This is a genomic window from Campylobacter concisus, from assembly GCF_902460545.1.
GTDB classification, from domain to species: Bacteria; Campylobacterota; Campylobacteria; order Campylobacterales; family Campylobacteraceae; genus Campylobacter_A; species Campylobacter_A concisus_AE.
Genome location: NZ_CABPUE010000002.1, coordinates 240,869 through 258,481 on the forward strand (window position 1 = coordinate 240,869; position 17,613 = coordinate 258,481).

Genomic DNA, 17,613 nt, shown 5'->3' on the forward strand with positions numbered 1-17,613 from the left:
TTATAAAACTAATGGGATAAATTCTCTCCTTTTATTGACATATGTCATTATTTGCTTTTTTAAAATGAGATAAACTTCGCCTTAAAATTTTTAAAAAAAGGAGAATCAATGCGTGAATACAAAAAGTATTGGCTAGCACTTGTTGCAGTACTAGTAATTTGCTTTAGTATTTTAGGCTACTACGGCGTTGAGGTTTATAGAAGCTCGCCACCAGTTGTAAATTTTACAGATGAGAATGGCAATGTCGTGATCGACAAAGAGAGCATCTATAAAGGTCAAGAGGCCTGGCAAAGCATAGGAGGTATGCAAGTTGGCTCTGTTTGGGGACACGGCGCATATCAAGCACCTGATTGGAGTGCGGACTGGCTTCATAAAGAGTTAGTTATATTTTTAGAGTTAAAAGCAGATGAAATTTATCACTCAAAATATGCTGACTTAAATGATGAGCAAAAGGCAAATCTAAAAGTTCTACTTAAAAAAGAGTACCGAGAAAATGGCGTAAAAGACGATAAAATCGTACTTAGTAGCGATAGATTAAAGGCTATGAAACAAGTAAGCCAAGAGTATTCATCACTTTTTGGAAATGACCCTAAGTTTAAATCTTTAAGAGAAGCTTATGCGATGAAAGAAAATACTCTTCCAAATGCTTCTGATAGAGATGATCTTAATAACTTTTTCTTCTGGTCAGCCTGGGCAACCGCAGCAAATAGACCTAATAGCGATGCTACATACACAAATAACTGGCCACATGAGCCACTAATTGATAATGTACCAACAAGCGAAAATATCTTTTGGTCAATCGCAAGTGTTGTAATACTTATTGCTGGTATTGGATTTCTTGTTTGGTTTAGCTCTTTTTATGGTAAAAAAGATGATGAAAAGTTGGAAGCTATTAGCGAGGATCCGCTTAGTAAATTAAGCCTAACTCCATCTCAAAAAGCTCTTAAAAAATATCTTTTTGTAACTTTGGCTCTTTTTGCATTCCAAATTTTAATAGGCGGCTTTACAGCTCACTATACAGTAGAAGGACAAGAATTTTACGGTATAAATTTATCAGCTTATATTCCTTATTCACTTGCTAGAACATGGCACATTCAAGCTAGTATTTTCTGGATTGCGACAGGATTTTTAGCAGGCGGTCTTTTCTTAGCACCTATTATAAATGGCGGTAAAGATCCAAAATTCCAAAAGCTTGGCGTAGATTTATTATTTTACGCACTACTAATCCTTGTAGTTGGCAGTTTTGCTGGCGAGTATTTAGCGATCGCAAATATTATGCCTATAAATTTAAGCTTCTGGTTTGGACATCAAGGATATGAATATATCGAGCTCGGACGTGTTTGGCAAATTATTTTATTTGTTGGCCTTGTTATTTGGATGCTACTTTTACTTCGCGGATTTATTGGCGGGTTTAAGAATAAAGGTGATAAAAATTTACTTGCTATCTTCGCAGCTTCAGCCGTTGCAGTTGGATTATTTTACGGAGCAGGATTATTTTACGGCCAAAGAAGTCCACTTCCAGTGATGGAATACTGGCGCTGGTGGGTTGTACACCTTTGGGTTGAAGGCTTTTTTGAAGTCTTTGCTACCGCTTCACTTGCTTTTGTATTTGTTAGTCTTGGTCTTGTTTCAAAGAGATTTGCTACATTTTCAACACTTGCGAGTGCATCACTTTTTTTAGTGGGCGGAATTCCAGGAACTTTCCACCACTTATATTTTGCGGGTACTACAACACCTATAATGGCAGTTGGCGCTAGCTTCTCAGCACTTGAGGTAGTTCCTCTTGTATTGCTTGGTGCTGAAGCTTATGAGCACTACAGACTTCAGTTTGCTCAAACTTGGGCTAAGACATTAAAATGGCCACTTTACTGCTTTATTGCAGTTGCTTTCTGGAATATGCTAGGCGCTGGTGTATTTGGATTTTTAATCAATCCTCCGATTTCACTATTTTATATCCAAGGCCTAAATACGACTCCAGTTCATGGACATGCTGCGCTATTTGGTGTTTATGGATTTTTGGCACTCGGATTTGTTTGGCTAGTAGCTACTTATCTATTCAAAGGTCAAGAATTTGATGAGAAACTTATGAAAGTAGGCTTTTGGGGCTTAAATATAGGCCTTATGCTAATGATCGTGCTTTCACTACTTCCAATAGGAATTTATCAAGCATTTGCAAGCCTAGAGCAGGGCATGTGGTATGCAAGAAGCGCTGAGCTTTTACAACAATCACACTTACAAAATTTAAGATGGGTAAGAATGATTGGCGATACGATTTTAATAATCGGTGGAATTAGCTTCCTTGCACAACTTCTAAAATTTATGCTTAATAAAAAAGCTTAAAACTAAAGGGGTATTTTGCCCCTTTATTAAGCTATCTTTTCATAAAATAACGCAAATTTAAAAGGAAAGAAATGATTATATTTTTTAAAAGAATTTGCGTTATTTTTATCGTACTCTTACACTCTTTTTTGGCTCTTGTAGTTGATTATTCATTTCCACACTATGCAAATGTGCAAATCACAGGTGGCGATGTCAAACGTATGGACAAAGATGGCATCATCGACGCTAAAAATCCGGCAGATGGTCCTACCAGAGATGTTTATTTTATCTACACTAAAGATTCTAATAATTCAAATAAGGTCATGGCCTATAGAAATGAAGATACTGCATGGGGATTTCCGTTTTATTTTAAATTTAACTCAGCTGATGTACAAGCCAAAGCTCAAGGCTTTGCAAATAGCGATAAAAACGTAACTGTAAAATATTATGGATATAGAATTTCTATGCTTCAAGAGTTTAGAAATGTCATCTCACTAAAAGAAAGTGGTACAGATACTAGTTGGCCGGTAGCTAGCTATGTATTTTACTTTATCTTGTTTATCTCGCTAATCATTTGGATAAGAAAGATAAATAAGGCCTTTAGACCAAAAACTAGTGAAAATTTAGAGAAATAGATAGTATTTGTTTTAGCTATTTGATATTTTAAAAATCAAAAAGAGAACTGTTTCTCTTTTATCTTTAAAAATTTCTAGTACTATCAAGCATTTTTAGCTCGTTTGCTCTGTTGCGCTATTTGTCGTATTTCCATACGCTTTTCCAGTCCATAAAATAAAATTCTACATCTTGATGTTTGCAATTATTTTTAAGAAAATCACACATTTTTTATGGCATGTAATTCTTTGCCTTGCCTGTGATCTAGTTTAGTTCGCCAAGATCTTCTAAAAAGAGGCTCGCACGAAAGCCCACCTTGTATATACGTCTATTTCACACAAGGATATCTATTCTATTTTTGAAAATTTAAAGCCATTTGCTGGCGTAGTAGTTTTTGCAACAAGGTTTCTTGGATCTCAGAAAGAAATTTTATAGTGAATTAGAATAAATTTTAGGGGCAAAGCTGCCCCTAATTTTAGTAAAGACCGAAAGTTCCGTCTGTTCTTTTGTAGATCACACGCATTTTGGCGTCAACGTCGTTAAATACGTAAAATTGTTTATCACTTGATTTTAGTTTCTCAAGTGCTTCTTCGACTTCAAGTGGTTTATAAATTTCAAGCTCCATAGGCACGATCTCCTCGACACCTTCGATCTTTTCTTCGCCTATTCTTGAGCGAAATTCTTTGTCGTCAGCCTTGCCTTTAACAGTAAATTTCTTATCATGCTCTCTTCTTAAAACTTTTGATGCTTTCTCGATGGCAAGATCGATCGCAGCGTAAAGATCTTTATCTTTTTGGCGAACGACTATCGTATCTTTATGGGCCATATTTAGAGAAAATTCTGCATTAAAACCTTTTTTGCCTTGTTTTTCATCGGCTGCTACAACACATCTTGCTGAGATGATGTCGAGATTGTATTTACCAAGCGTATCAAAAGCGTCTTGGATATAGTTTTTGATTGGCTCTGTTAGCTCAAATTGTTTTCCTACAATGCTTATGTTCATCGTAATCTCCTTTATAGAAAGTAAGATGATTATAACACGCTAAAACTAAAAACAAATTAAACTAAAATCTTTATAAAATTTTAAAGTTTCTGAAGAGTGCGCTTGTGGAAATTTATAGGATTTGGCGTTTTTTTATCTTTTGATGTTACAAAAACATCAAAGATCATGTTGCCAGTACTTGCGACTCCGTTTGTTCCTGGCATGATGGTCGGTGGAGTGCATATGCCGATATCGCCAAAGTAAGTTATTTTTACTTTAAAGTCGAACATATCGTTAAATTCTCCATCTACTTTATCTAAACATTTGTTTGAAAAATCAGTTCTAAAAATTTCAAACATCGCATACTCTGCTGCTGCTTGAGCAACGAGTTGTGCTTGCTCCCTTAGATAAATTTCACTGCTTTGTCTAGCTGATGTGCTAGCTATCGAAAGGGCAAGAGTACTGATAGAAGCTGCTACAACTAGAAAAAATATCGCTGCTATTAACGTAAATCCTTTTCTCATTAATAAACCGCCTTTGATTTGCAAATGGTTATTTCTGATTTTTCTGCTTTAAGGCAGAGCTTTAGCGCGATGACTCCATTTTTTTCTGTAAAGACAAATCTTGTTACATGTTTAGCTAGCGTTGCACTTTCGGCTTTGATATCCTTTGTAGATGTTGAGTTAAATTTTTTAAAGCTTTCATTTAGCCATGGCCTATAATTGTAGTAAATTTTAAGGTCAAAAGAGCCATTTTGTATATCCTCGGCACTTTGCTCAGCTGGTGCTATGGCAATGGCTGTGTAAGCTAGCTTATACTGTTCTGAAATTTTTTTATTTTTAAAATCACTTGAAATCTTAAGTGTGTCGATTGATTGTATGCCAACTTTTGCGATATCTAAGTGCCTTTGGTCTAAATTTTCTTGATAACCAAAGCTGCTACCAACTCTATAAAGTATGCTAGAAAATATCGCTACTAAACCACCATTTTCATTATCGGCATTTATGCACCTAGAGCCACTATTTACATCTTCTTCATTGCTATCATTTTCGCAGGTCAAGTCCATTACGCCGTTTCTAAAAGCGTCATTAAATTTGCTTCCAGGGCTTTTTAATCCATTTGCAATAGAGCTATTTGCAAGATCTACATATCCGCTATATATGCCTTCTTCAAAGATGGGATCTCCGTTAGTATCATCTCCTTTATATTCGTTTATGCCATCAAATAGCTCATAAGCAGCTGGGATAAATTCTAAAATTTCAAAGTCGCTACTTAAATTTACACCACTATCATTTAGAGCTAGGTAATCTCCATTTTTTTTTCTAGCGATAACGCTTTGCTTGATTCTGTGGCTAAGTAGCATTGAAATTTGCTCTAGAGCGATTTCGCTTTGTGTTTCTAGTTCGTTTATTACTTTGCTTTGAAAATAGTTTTGATATAAATTCATAAGTGTATTAAAGCTCATAAGTGAGATAACGCCAAGTACGGTGATGACTATTATTAGCTCAATTAATGTAAAAGCTTTTTTTGTTTTTTTCATTTCCATTCTTTTACACTTAGAGTACTACTTTCGCCTATATTAAAGGCATATCCATAAAGTACACTTTTGCTCTCTTTTGTAGTTTTCATAGTTGTATCTAGCTTTATTTGTAAAACGTCGTTATCGTTTAAAGGAGTGCTAACTACAAATTTATTAGCTCCATTTGTGATGGTTGGAGTCGTTTCTGTATCTATGATAAAGTCACGTTTAGTAGTGCTAGCAGTTGGTGAGATGGATTTTTGAGTATTGAAATTTTTGATAGATTTTACTTTAAAATTTACGCTTTTGATTGATTCTGGAAGCTTTGAATCACTAGGCCTTGTGGCACATGCAGATGAATTTTGCACCGGATATGCAAGTATCCTATGTCCTTCACCTTTTACTCCACTTTTTTCATAAAAATCCGGATTTGCTCCTTGCTCACAGATAATAAGAGGAAAAATTATAGCCTCTTGAGTGGTTATAGATGATGGCATGGTATTTTTACCGGCTATTAAGACTTGATCGCTAAATGGTGCTTTTAATATTAATGACATATAGGTTTTAGCATTCATTAGTCCTTCTTGCATTAAGGATTGCTCGCTTAAATTTGAAGTAGTTCTTACCGCTAGTGGCAGGCTTGCACTTACTATGGCTACTACAAGCACTGACAAGATAAGCTCTATTAATGAAAAGCCACCTCTTTTTACCACTCTATTCTCCTGTTTGTCTTGTCGCTTATATCTAGGTTACTATCACTATTAGATTTTACTCCTATAAAACCTCCAACTGCACCGCTTGTCTTATCCTCTATATTATTGCTCTTTAGGACTTTACCAGCCCATTCGCCATTTGGTACTAGAAAATTTAGATTGAAATTATTTGTTTCAGGTTTCTCATCAAATTCACTATAAAGAAGCCAGCTAGGTGCTCTCATTTTAGCCACATCAGTAACCGCTGAAGGGTTTCTTATAAAAATTATTTGCTCACCATTACTTATGCTGCTTACATCATTTCTTAAAACAGTGCCGCTGTAAGTGTTTGTAAAGCTAAAGTCATGATAGTTAAGTACTCCTGCGCTATGTTTTGGATTGGTGGCCCAAAATGGTGCTGCTGGAAAGTCTTGCCATAATTTACCATCATTTTTCATGTAGGCATTTTTATCGCACCCATCGCAGTAGGCACCATAATAAATTTTGGCATAAAAGCCGCTATAAAGCCCTTCATAAAATGGTGCATAAACCCTACCAAAGTAAAATTTTGCCGTTGTTTCTGTTGCTGGTTTTTCATATTTTTTTACTGTATCGGTGCTATCTGACATGCCACTAAAGCTAAAATCATTACTTGAAATAGTAAAAGGATTTTTAGCATGATTTACTTTTCTTTCGAAATTAAAATACACTTCACCTTTGCCTACGCCATTTACAAAAGTATTTTTCTCTACATAAAATGTTGATTTTGTAGCACTTGGATCTATTGCTTTTCTAGTGTTTGAGCCAGGAATTTCAAAAAATAAAATTTCTTCATTTGCTTTTGCTAATGTACCGGCATTGCCATCATTATCTGTAAAATTTAAAGGAACTCTGTCTAGCTTTATATCAAAGTTCATATTTTTTGCATAGCAATCTTCATTATAAAGCTTTGCAGGGTCATCGTTAAACAGCCTAGCAGTTACTTCAAAGTCAAGCTTTGCTTTTTGTATGCCTTCATTATCAAGGTATGTTATATCGTTGTCTTTTGTTATCTTTAACTTACTTATTTGTATATCTTTTGGCCTAAATAGATAATCTCTATTACCTTCCAGCTTTATGCTGCATCCAATCCTTCCTTCTTGAGCAGTATCTTGTGACGGATCGTTGCTAATTGAGTTTTTTACACAATCATCAGCTCTTGATGGCGTATGTTGATCAGTTGTTGTATAGTCTTTGTCCAATACATAAAAATATGTATCGCCTATATCTGAGTAAGAAAAGCCAACAGGTCCACTTGATGTGTGACGGAAAATTTTACCCAATGCTTTATTTGGATCGTTAAAATCTACGCTTAGTTTGTTCTCGCTCTCTATAATGCTAGGATCGCAAGTTGCACTATATGCTGGTACAAGTTTTATCTCTCCATTTGAGCCACTTATGTTATTTGTATAACCATTTGCTAAGCCACTATCAAGAGGTTTCATAGCCGCAAGAGCAATGTTATTATAAACTTTGCCGCCTATTAAAACATTGTTATTATTGATCGTATTCTTGTCGGTATCCCATAGTCTAAAGTGACTTGGCCTTATGGCAAAATCATCTAATTTTTCGCATTCAACCTTTGTAGTATTTGTCACTGGATCAAGATGAGAAATTCTAAATTTTACGCTTTTATAGGCTCTGTCAATACTAATGCCTGACAACAAAATATCAGTTACGCCATTAAATGCTATATCTTGTTCATATAAATTTGTTGGAGCACTGCAAGACTCGACCAACTCTACTTTTACATCTACTGGGGCATCTGGTACTTTTTTATTGCCATCTGTATCATAGTTTGTGATATAGACATTAAATGGCGTAGAAACGATTTTAGTTAGAAGTCTATTTTTAAATTTAGTTTTAAAAGCTGCCGAGCCATCGTCTTGTCTATTGCTTGCGACGAAATTATTTGGACTGGCACTAACGCCTAAAGTAATGTTGTAATTTTGATTGCTACATCTTCTTATGTATGTGTCATAGGGCTGTAAATTTATATCAGCATTTGCGACTGTGGCTTTGTAACTATTTGGCTCAAATTTAGACTTAAGGGTAGTTTCATATATGGCATAAGCGTAGTTGCCTTGATGAATTAGCATTTCTCCACCCTTATTTGCAGCCGCACCTTGTCCTAAATAAAAAGTTAAGTCATTTCCGCTTAATTGCTGCAAGCCTGTGTTGTCGCTATAGTGTACCTGTCCTGACATAGTAAGCAGATCACTAGGTCCTTGCGATGCTTTATCTGCGTAAATGTAAGTTGAGTTTGGATTATAAATTTGGCTTGGATCTATTGTAGCTTTTAGCGCAAAGTCTTGGGCAGCTTCATTAGTATTGTTTGTAACTTCAACGAAAGTTTTTAAAATGGTATTTGCTGGCACTACCGTCGGAGTATTTTCTTGCACCTTTGTAAAGGTACTATCGCTAGGTTTTTTTGCATAAATATATTCCATATAGCAAACATCTGGTTTGTATATACGAGAAGAAAAGCCAACTAGTGCTAAATTTATACGATCAGCACTTACAACATTAGCACCGCCGCCTGAGCTTTTAATCGTTGTAACTGTAAATTTTATATCCGCTTCTTTTTGAGCATATGACATTTTGTCTGATATATCAAATATATCTAAGTCTGCTTGAGAGTGAAATTTTTTACCTGGATTTATAAGTTGTCCAAATTTTGTCATAGTTGAGTTAAACTGATCACCTTGTGCGTTATATCCGCTGGTAATACTCTGATAGCTACCACCTTTTTTTATCTTGATATCTTCACCTTTTGTTTCTGGCTTGCCGCCAAAGGAAAACATTGTAAGCGAAGCATCTATATTTCCTGCTTTTGGTGTGTAGATATTTTCAAATTTTACATCTATGGTTGAGCTCTTTACAGTACCAAATGGATCGCTTGACTTCATCCAGTCTGCTGCAAGTCTTTCTAGCCCATCAAATATACTAACAAGCTTTGGCTCTATATTGTTTGCTGCAGCGGTTTTATCATCAAAGTCATAAATGATGACCAAACTCCAAGCTGCAAATTGTGGTGCAATGGATTGTATCCAGTAACCATTCTGCCCTTGAACTGGTGAGAATAGTAGCGTGCCGTATGTTTTTTTTAGTTTTCTATTAGTAGAGTCGGCTACCTTATATGTGCCATCATTTGGATCTATAAATTCATCACTAAATGGAATCGTAGTTGATCTGATATTGCCAGCATAAAATGTCCTATCTGACTCACTAGTACCAAGAGACTCTCTAACTATATCTGTTACATCAGCACTTGCTACATATTGGTAGTTTATTCCAGCCTTTACATAGTAGCTATTAGACTCGTTTTGATTGTATGATTCAAGAGTCATTGATTTTGGTTTATACTCACTAAATGAGCCAAACCAAAAGACATCTTTTGGATCAGCATCTATTGTAATTACATTTTTTCCAGGAGCTTTAAAATCAATCCTACTATATCCTTTTATGTAATTTAGAGCATTTGTATATAAATTTGTTTTAATGGCCCAGTTTTGATAAAGAGAGCCACCCCAATAAAGCCTGGCATAGACTACGTTTTTACCTTTTAAATTATTTTGTATAAAGGTATTTTTCTCACTAAAATCAAACGTGGAAGAGGATGAATTTTTACAATAAGGATACTTGCTAGGATTATAAATATATGTTGTTTGACAAAGTGTGTAATTGCTAGGCGAAAAATTACCAGTATCTAAAAATATTCTATCGGCTGTAGATGATGTTCTTGTTACGTTAGATGGATCTGGAACAAAATTATATCCAGCGTATTGTGGAATCATAATAGTAGCACCAATGGTAGCTATATCGCCATTTACTCTGGTATTTAGATTGCCATTTATTGATCTTTGTCTTAACCCTTTAGAATTATCATCCCACATACCAGTTAATAGCCCATATCCCCATGGAGAAAATTGTTTTGCATAAATATGATAATGATCTTGTGCTACACCGGAAACAAAGTTGTTAGTATCTATCGTCCAAGTTCTATCAGATTTTCTTATACAATGTGGGATATTTTTAGAAGAGTTGTCTTGGTACTCTTCAGCGTCTATAAAGCAAGAATAATTTGCTCCACTACAACCAATAGATGCTGCTTCTGCTGTCGTACAAGCTCTGGGTGCACAAAAACCAAATGTGACAATAAAACAGAGTAAGTATGCTATCTTCACAACAAATCCTCTAAATAACAATAAAAAATCTCTCCTTAGATTTTTAAAAGCTTTTAGCTACTATTTTTGTATAAAATTTTCTATCATTTCAGCTTGCCCATACTGAGGATATTTGGCAATGTCTAAAACGACTTGAGATAAGGTCATATTGTCCATATTGCAAACGATAGGAGCTATAAAATTTACAGTTGATTTTTCAAGCGGGAGTGCAACAACGATAATGTTATAAATTCTAAGTTGAGAGCTTTCTTTAATCTCCATAAGATCTTCATAATAGCTTGGAATATCGAATTCGTAGCTTCTTAATGCAAAAGGATTTATCATTGTAAAAGATGTCTCGTCATCTTTGCTTGCTAGCTTAACAAAAAATTTATCAAGTTCAATTAACTCCATCGTCTTGATATGCTCAAAGCCTAAAATAGGGCTTTTAACACTAAAAATCATACTAACTCCTATTTTGTAAAGTTGCCGTATTTTATCATAGTTTTAAAAAATTTATACAAAAATAATGCCAAAAAATGTAGAATACGAGGATTTAAACTTTTTAAGGAAAAGCATGAAAAGATTTTCTAAATTTCTAGCAGTTGTGGCTCTTTTGGGGCTTTTTAGTGGTTGTGCTGAAAAATATACCGAGCTTTACAATCTAACTCCTGATGAGTGGTACGCTCAGGTTATAGCTGATATAAAAGACGGTGATCTTGAAGCGGCCGATAAACACTATGTTTCAATGGCAAGCGAACACGTAGCAAGCCCACTTTTGGAGCAAATTTTGCTTATCCTTGCCCAAGCTCACGCAAATGATGAAGAGTATCTAATGGCAAATCACTATCTTGACGAGTACATTAAAAGATACGGCGATAACGGCCCAAAAACAGAGTTTGCTCAGTATCTAAAGATAAAAGCAAATTTTGACTCATTTACTCAGCCAAACCGCAACCAAAAGCTTATGGAAGATAGCGTAACAGAGATCGAGAAATTTCTTTATATGTATCCAAATACCGAGTATAAGCCTCTTATCGAGACTATGCTTATTAAATTCAAACTCGCGCTTTACTTCCTAGATATGCAAATAGCAGATCTTTACAATAGAACCGGCCGTGACGTTTCGGCTAAAATTTATGAGCAAAAGCTAGAAGAGTCGCCGTTTAAAAACTCAGATCTTATCAAACCTGATGTGGCATGGTATAGAAAACTGTTTGAATAGGAGAAATTTTGCAAATAAACGAAAATAAAGGCTTCCCAACCGAAATTCCTATCATCGTTGAGGACGAGCTATTTTTATATCCATTTATGATAACTCCGCTTTTTTTAAGCGACGATGAAAATTTAAAGGCACTCGAACTTGCCATACAAGAAGAGACTCCGATCCTTGTGGTGCCTACAAAGCCTCAGCAAGACGGCGCTAGAGACTTTGATGGTATATATGATGCTGGTGTGATCGGCACGATAATGCGCCGTGTGCCACTACCTGATGGACGTGTGAAGGTGCTATTTCAGGGCATCGACAAAGGTAAAATTTTAAAACAATCAGGCATAAATCCGCTCCGTGGCATTGTCGATATGCTCCACGTAAAGCGTCCATCGCAGGTCAAAACTGACGCACTCATAGTGGTTTTAAGAGAAAAAGTAAGAGAGCTTTCGCAGTTTAGCCATTTTTTCCCACCTGATCTTTTAAAAACGATCGAAGAGAGCGCTGAAGCGATCAGGGTCTGCGACTTAGTCTCAAGCGCGCTTCGCTTAAAAAAACAGATCGCATATGGCTTTTTTGTCGAGGAAAATTTAGAGCAGCGCTTGCTAAAACTAATCGACTATGTTATCGAAGAGATCGAGGCAAATAAGCTTCAAAAAGAGATAAAAAATAAAGTCCATTCAAAGATCGATAAGACAAATAAAGAGTACTTTTTAAAAGAGCAGCTAAAGCAAATTCAAGCTGAGCTTGGAGCGGATACGAGCCGTGAAGAGGAGCTTGAAGAGTACCGCAAAAAGCTTGATGCGAAGAAAAAATTTATGGCCGAGGACGCTTACAAAGAGATCAAAAAACAAATAGATAAACTTAGTCGTATGCACCCAGACTCAGCTGACGCAAATACTTTGCAAAGCTATCTTGACTGGGTACTTGAGATACCATTTGAAAATATAGCTAAGAAAAAGTCATCTATCGCTGAAGTGAGCAAGCACTTAAATGCCGATCATTACAGCCTTGAAAAGCCAAAAGAGCGCATAGAGGAGTATTTTGCCTTGCGCGAGCTTTTGGAGCTTAGAGGTGTTGGCGAAAAGGTAAATAACGGCGCCATTTTATGCTTTGCAGGCCCTCCGGGCGTAGGTAAAACAAGCCTTGCAAACTCAATCGCAAAGGCGTTAAAGCGAGAGCTAGTTAGGATCGCACTTGGTGGACTTGAGGACGTAAACGAGCTAAGAGGCCACCGCCGCACCTACATAGGCGCTATGCCAGGTCGCATCGTGCAAGGGCTCATAGAAGCTAAGCAGATGAATCCAGTCGTTGTTTTAGATGAGATCGATAAGGTTGGCAGAAGTTACAGAGGCGATCCAACTGCGGTTTTACTTGAGATTTTAGATCCTGAGCAAAATAATAAATTTAGAGACTACTACTTAAATTTCAATATCGATCTTAGCAAGATCATCTTCATCGCTACAGCAAATGATGTGAGCATGATACCAGCTGCACTTCGTGACAGGATGGAGTTTATCGAGCTTAGCTCATATACCCCACAAGAGAAATTTGAGATCGCTAAAAAATATCTTTTGCCTCAAGAGCTTAAAAAGCACGGCCTAAAACCAAGCGATGTAAGCATCAGCAAAGAGGCACTTGAGCTAATAATTAGCGACTACACAAGAGAGAGTGGCGTGCGAAATTTACGCCGCAGGATCGCTGATATACTAAGAAAAGTCGCTAAAAATATCCTTACCAAGAAAAGTGAGGGCAAGATCAGCGTCACGGCTAAAAATTTGAAAGAATTTTTAGAGAAAAAGGTCTATGAGATCGAGCCAGCGGATAAAAAAGATCAGATAGGTCTAGTAAATGGCCTTGCATGGACGAGTGTCGGTGGCGATGTGCTAAGGATCGAGGCCATCAGGATCCAAGGCAAAGGCAATATGCAGATCACCGGCCAGCTAGGTGATGTGATGAAAGAGAGCGCTCAGATCGCATTTAGCGTTGTTAAAGTGCTAATAGACAACAAAAAAATAAAAGTACCGATGACTATCGTGCCAAAACTAGATGATGATAAGCGTAAGCTTGAAGCCAGCGATGTTTATAGGCGCTACGATCTTCACTTACACGTACCAGAGGGCGCGGTACCAAAAGATGGCCCAAGTGCTGGTATCACGATGGCAACCGCGATCGCATCGATACTAACTGATACAAAGGTAAGACACGACATTGCAATGACTGGTGAGATCACGCTAACTGGTAGAGTGTTGCCGATCGGTGGTCTAAAAGAGAAGCTAATCGCCGCGCACAAAGCAGGCATCAAAACAGCTCTAATACCTCGTAAAAACTATGACCGCGATCTTGTCGACATCCCAGCTGAGGTAAAAGCTGATATGAAGATCATCGCCGTAGATACGATTGATGATGTGCTAAAAAATGCCCTTGTAGCTAAAAAATAATCTTTCCCTAGCCCTAAGCGAGATTAAGGCTAGGAAAATTTATAAATTTTGACGATCCTAAAATTCAAACAAAAAGCCATATAACGCATAAAAGAAGTTAATAATTTAAACATTATAAGCACATGCAGCACAGCAGAGAAAAATAAATTTTAAAATTTCATAAACGAGTGATTTCGGCTCTAAAATTTGAACTAAGCGGTAAGCGAATTTAGATTTTAGTTCTTGCGAGTGAATGAAATTTTAAAATTTGTAAAGACAGCTTGATTAAATTTATAAATTCCTTTTTATTCAAAAGAGAGACAAGAGGACTCAAATTACGAGGCCGTCCTCTTATCTTCCTTTTTAAATCCGCTAGATCCCTCACGTTCAAGATGTATACAATGGCGCTAAAGCACTGCATATGTTTCAAATACTCTGATAAATTTTTAGCTATTTATGCTTTGCTTCATGCTCTAAAAGCCAAATTTTAGTTGGCAAGCCCTCGCCGCCCGAGTATCCGCCAAGCCCACTGCTAGCTAGCACTCTGTGACAAGGGACGATGATAGGCACTGGATTTTTAGCATTGGCTGAGCCTGCTGCTCGGTAGGCATTTTTGTGACCTACGGCAAGTGCTAGGGCCGCGTATGTGGTCGTTTCTCCGTATGGTACTTTTTGTAAAGCCTCGTAAATTTTTGCTCTAAAATTAGTTGTTTTTATATCAAGCCTTACGCTAAATTTTTTAAGCCTGCCTTCGAAATATGCTTTTAGCTCATCAAGGCAAAGCTTTAAATTTTTATCTTTTACCGCTATCTTTTCAAATTTATCTACAAAATTTATCTCACAAATTCCATTTTCGCTAGCGATGATCTCCAAAATTCCGATAGGCGATTTTAGGTAAGCTTTTGACACATTTGCTCCTTGAAATTTGAAATTTTAGGCAAATTTTACTTTAGTTTGTTTTGCTTTTTGATAAAATGCAAGCAAAATAGCGATTTTAGACTAAAAATAACTAGCAAAAACCACAAAGGAATTTCATGAGCTTTTTTACCGACTACGAAAAACACGTGAGCGAGCGAGAAAAAGAGGGCGTGCCACCGCTTGCGCTAAATGCCAAGCAAACAAGTGAAGTTTGCGAGCTAATAAAACTTGCCAGCAAGTCTAGTTGCGACGAAAAGGCACAAAGCGAGCTAAAATTTCTTATAAATTTGCTTGAAACTCGTATCAATCCTGGCGTTGATGACGCAGCGAAGATAAAGGCAGAATTTCTTGGTGAAGTAATAGACGGGCTTGATGTTAACGGCCTTGATGCTATGTGTGCTATTAAAATTTTAGGCAAGATGCTTGGTGGATATAACGTGGAAATTTTGGTGCGAGCTCTAAAAAATAGCGATGAAAATATCGCTCGCGCTGCGGCAAATGAGCTAAAAAATATCATCCTGGTGCATGAATATTTTGACGAGATCGCAAAGCTAGCAAGTAGCAATAAATTTGCAAAAGAGGTGCTTGCTTCTTGGGCAAATGCAGAGTGGTTTACGCATAAAAAGCCAATCGAAACCTGTATAAACGCAGTCATTTTTAAAGTACCTGGTGAGACAAATACTGACGACCTAAGTCCAGCGAGTGAGGCCTATACAAGGGCCGACATACCACTTCACGCAAAAGCAATGCTTGTTAAAAAGGTGCCTGAGGGTCTAGAAATTTTAAAAGAGCTTAAAACTCGTGGTAAAAAAGTGGCTTATGTTGGCGATGTGGTTGGCACTGGCAGCAGCAGAAAGAGCGGTATAAACTCGATCCAGTGGCACCTTGGCGATGAGATAGAGGGCGTGCCAAACAAAAAAACGGGCGGCATCGTGATCGGCACGACCATAGCTCCGATATTTTTTAACACCGCGGAAGATAGCGGCGCACTGCCGATAGTTGCAAATGTAAACGAGCTTGAGATGGGCGATGAGATAGAGATTTATCCATTTAAAGGTGAAATTTATAAGTTTATTGGCACTGATAAAAAACTCGTAGCAAATTTCAAACTAAACCCAAATACTCTAAGCGATGAGATAAGAGCAGGTGGTAGGATACCGCTTATGATAGGACGTCAAGTGACCAAAAAGGCCAGAGAGGTCTTGGGGCTTGGCGAGGAGCAAATTTTTATAAAGCCGGATCAGCCAAAAGAGCAGAGCGGCGGCTATACGCTGGCTCAAAAGATGGTCGGTAAGGCTTGTGGCAAGGCTGGCGTGAGAGCTGGTGCATACGTGGAGCCAGAAATTTTAACTGTTGGCTCGCAAGATACGACTGGGCCGATGACTAGAGATGAAGTAAAAGAGCTTGCTAGCCTTAGTTTTGGGGCGGATTTTGTTCTGCAAAGCTTTTGCCATACGGCCGCTTATCCAAAGCCAAGTGATCTTGTGATGCATGAGAGCTTGCCAAAATTTATAAATTTACGTGGCGGTGTGAGCCTAAAGCCAGGCGATGGCGTCATCCACTCGTGGCTAAATCGCATGGTGCTGCCTGATACGGTGGGCACTGGAGGCGATAGTCACACGAGATTTCCTATCGGTATCAGTTTTCCAGCGGGAAGTGGTCTAGTGGCGTTTGCAGCGGTGCTTGGAATGATGCCACTAAATATGCCAGAGTCGGTTTTGATCAAATTTAAAGGCAAGCTAAAAGAGGGCGTGACGCTTCGCGATCTTGTCAATGCGATACCTTATTTTGCGATTAAAAAAGGACTTTTAAGCGTTGAAAAGAAAAATAAAAAGAATGTTTTTGCAGGTAAAATTTTAGAGATAGAAGGGCTTGAGAGCTTAAAAGTAGAGCAGGCGTTTGAGCTAAGTGACGCTTCGGCTGAACGCTCGGCGGCTGCTTGCGTGGTAAATTTAAGCGTTGATAGCGTTGTGGAGTACATTCGCTCAAACGTTGCGCTAATTGATGCGATGATAAAAGCTGGTTACGAGAGTCGTGAGACCCTGCTTAGACGAAAAGAAAAAATGCAAAAATGGCTAGACAACCCGACTCTTTTAAGAGCCGATAAAGATGCAAAATACGCTGAAATTTTAGAGATTGATTTATCGCAGATAGATGAGCCGATTTTGGCGTGTCCAAATGACCCGGACGATGTGGCAACGCTAAGTGAAATTTTAGCTGATAATAAAAGAGTGCATAAAATAGATGAAGTTTTTGTGGGAAGCTGTATGACAAATATCGGCCATTACAGGGCACTTGCTAGAATTTTAGAGCATGAGAGCAGGCTTACAACTAGGCTTTGGATAGCACCGCCGACAAAGATGGATAAAAGCACGCTTGAAGATGAGGGCATTTATGAAATTTTTAAAAGATTAAATGCAAGGACAGAGGTACCAGGCTGCTCGCTTTGTATGGGTAATCAAGCAAGAGTAAACGATAATGCCGTTGTTTTTTCGACCTCGACAAGAAATTTTGACAACAGAATGGGCATGGGGGCAAAGGTTTATCTAGGAAGTGCTGAGCTAGCCGCTGCTTGTGCGCTACTTGGGCGTTTACCAAGTGTAGATGAATATAAAAAGATAGTAAAAGATAGCCTTAGCTTAAATAAAGATGAAATTTATAAATATCTAAATTTTAATGAAATAAGCGAGTTTAGCATATAAATTTGTTACAATATCGCGAAATTTTAAGGAGCTT

The 17,613-nt window shown here is 37.5% G+C and carries 12 protein-coding genes; 5 read left to right on the top strand and 7 right to left on the bottom strand.

Annotation, left to right across the window (positions count from 1 at the left end; translation table 11 throughout):
- Positions 1 to 108 precede the first annotated feature (108 nt).
- Positions 109 to 2,340: a nitric-oxide reductase large subunit gene (locus FZ949_RS02900; RefSeq protein WP_103576753.1), complete on the top strand. Its 2,232-nt coding sequence runs from the start codon at positions 109 to 111 to the stop codon at positions 2,338 to 2,340.
- A gap of 71 nt (positions 2,341 to 2,411) precedes the next feature.
- A complete protein-coding gene (locus FZ949_RS02905; RefSeq protein WP_148790115.1) occupies positions 2,412 to 2,954 on the top strand; it encodes a DUF1523 family protein in 543 nt (180 codons plus the stop codon).
- 452 nt (positions 2,955 to 3,406) lie between these two features.
- On the opposite strand, the gene hpf is transcribed toward FZ949_RS02905, so the two are convergent.
- From hpf to fliW, 6 genes are all read right to left on the bottom strand, one after another.
- Complete coding sequence (hpf, locus tag FZ949_RS02910) at positions 3,407 to 3,934, bottom strand: ribosome hibernation-promoting factor, HPF/YfiA family (RefSeq protein WP_021090930.1); 528 nt, start codon at positions 3,932 to 3,934, stop codon at positions 3,407 to 3,409.
- Positions 3,935 to 4,014: 80 nt separating this feature from the next.
- On the bottom strand, positions 4,015 to 4,437 hold the full coding sequence (locus tag FZ949_RS02915; protein WP_103560627.1) for a hypothetical protein: 423 nt from the start codon (positions 4,435 to 4,437) through the stop codon (positions 4,015 to 4,017).
- Positions 4,437 to 5,453 (bottom strand): type II secretion system protein, encoded by a 1,017-nt coding sequence (locus FZ949_RS02920; protein ID WP_262367772.1) that lies wholly within the window; start codon positions 5,451 to 5,453, stop codon positions 4,437 to 4,439. The genes FZ949_RS02915 and FZ949_RS02920 overlap by 1 nt, the downstream gene beginning before the upstream one ends.
- Positions 5,450 to 6,145, bottom strand: a complete 696-nt coding sequence (locus FZ949_RS02925) for a type II secretion system protein (protein ID WP_148790117.1) — start codon at positions 6,143 to 6,145, stop codon at positions 5,450 to 5,452. The genes FZ949_RS02920 and FZ949_RS02925 overlap by 4 nt, the downstream gene beginning before the upstream one ends.
- The gene (locus FZ949_RS02930) at positions 6,139 to 10,350 is read right to left on the bottom strand and encodes a hypothetical protein (RefSeq protein WP_148790118.1); all 4,212 of its coding nucleotides are present in this window, start codon (positions 10,348 to 10,350) and stop codon (positions 6,139 to 6,141) included. Before FZ949_RS02930 ends, FZ949_RS02925 begins: the two co-directional genes overlap by 7 nt.
- Before the next feature lie 60 nt (positions 10,351 to 10,410).
- On the bottom strand, positions 10,411 to 10,794 hold the full coding sequence (gene fliW / locus FZ949_RS02935) for a flagellar assembly protein FliW (RefSeq protein WP_054196362.1): 384 nt from the start codon (positions 10,792 to 10,794) through the stop codon (positions 10,411 to 10,413).
- Positions 10,795 to 10,906: 112 nt separating this feature from the next.
- On the opposite strand from fliW, the gene FZ949_RS02940 reads away from it, so the two are divergent.
- Both FZ949_RS02940 and lon read left to right on the top strand, forming a co-directional pair.
- Positions 10,907 to 11,554 (top strand): outer membrane protein assembly factor BamD, encoded by a 648-nt coding sequence (locus FZ949_RS02940; RefSeq protein WP_021091013.1) that lies wholly within the window; start codon positions 10,907 to 10,909, stop codon positions 11,552 to 11,554.
- An 8-nt stretch (positions 11,555 to 11,562) separates the two neighbouring features.
- Complete coding sequence (gene lon / locus FZ949_RS02945; protein WP_148790119.1) at positions 11,563 to 13,980, top strand: endopeptidase La; 2,418 nt, start codon at positions 11,563 to 11,565, stop codon at positions 13,978 to 13,980.
- A gap of 429 nt (positions 13,981 to 14,409) precedes the next feature.
- Here the strand turns inward: lon and FZ949_RS02950 are convergent, their stop codons facing one another.
- On the bottom strand, positions 14,410 to 14,868 hold the full coding sequence (locus FZ949_RS02950) for a methylated-DNA--[protein]-cysteine S-methyltransferase (RefSeq protein ID WP_148790120.1): 459 nt from the start codon (positions 14,866 to 14,868) through the stop codon (positions 14,410 to 14,412).
- 125 nt (positions 14,869 to 14,993) lie between these two features.
- Here FZ949_RS02950 and FZ949_RS02955 point away from each other — a divergent pair, with 125 nt between their 5' ends.
- Positions 14,994 to 17,579, top strand: a complete 2,586-nt coding sequence (locus FZ949_RS02955; RefSeq protein WP_148790121.1) for a bifunctional aconitate hydratase 2/2-methylisocitrate dehydratase — start codon at positions 14,994 to 14,996, stop codon at positions 17,577 to 17,579.
- Positions 17,580 to 17,613 lie beyond the last annotated feature (34 nt).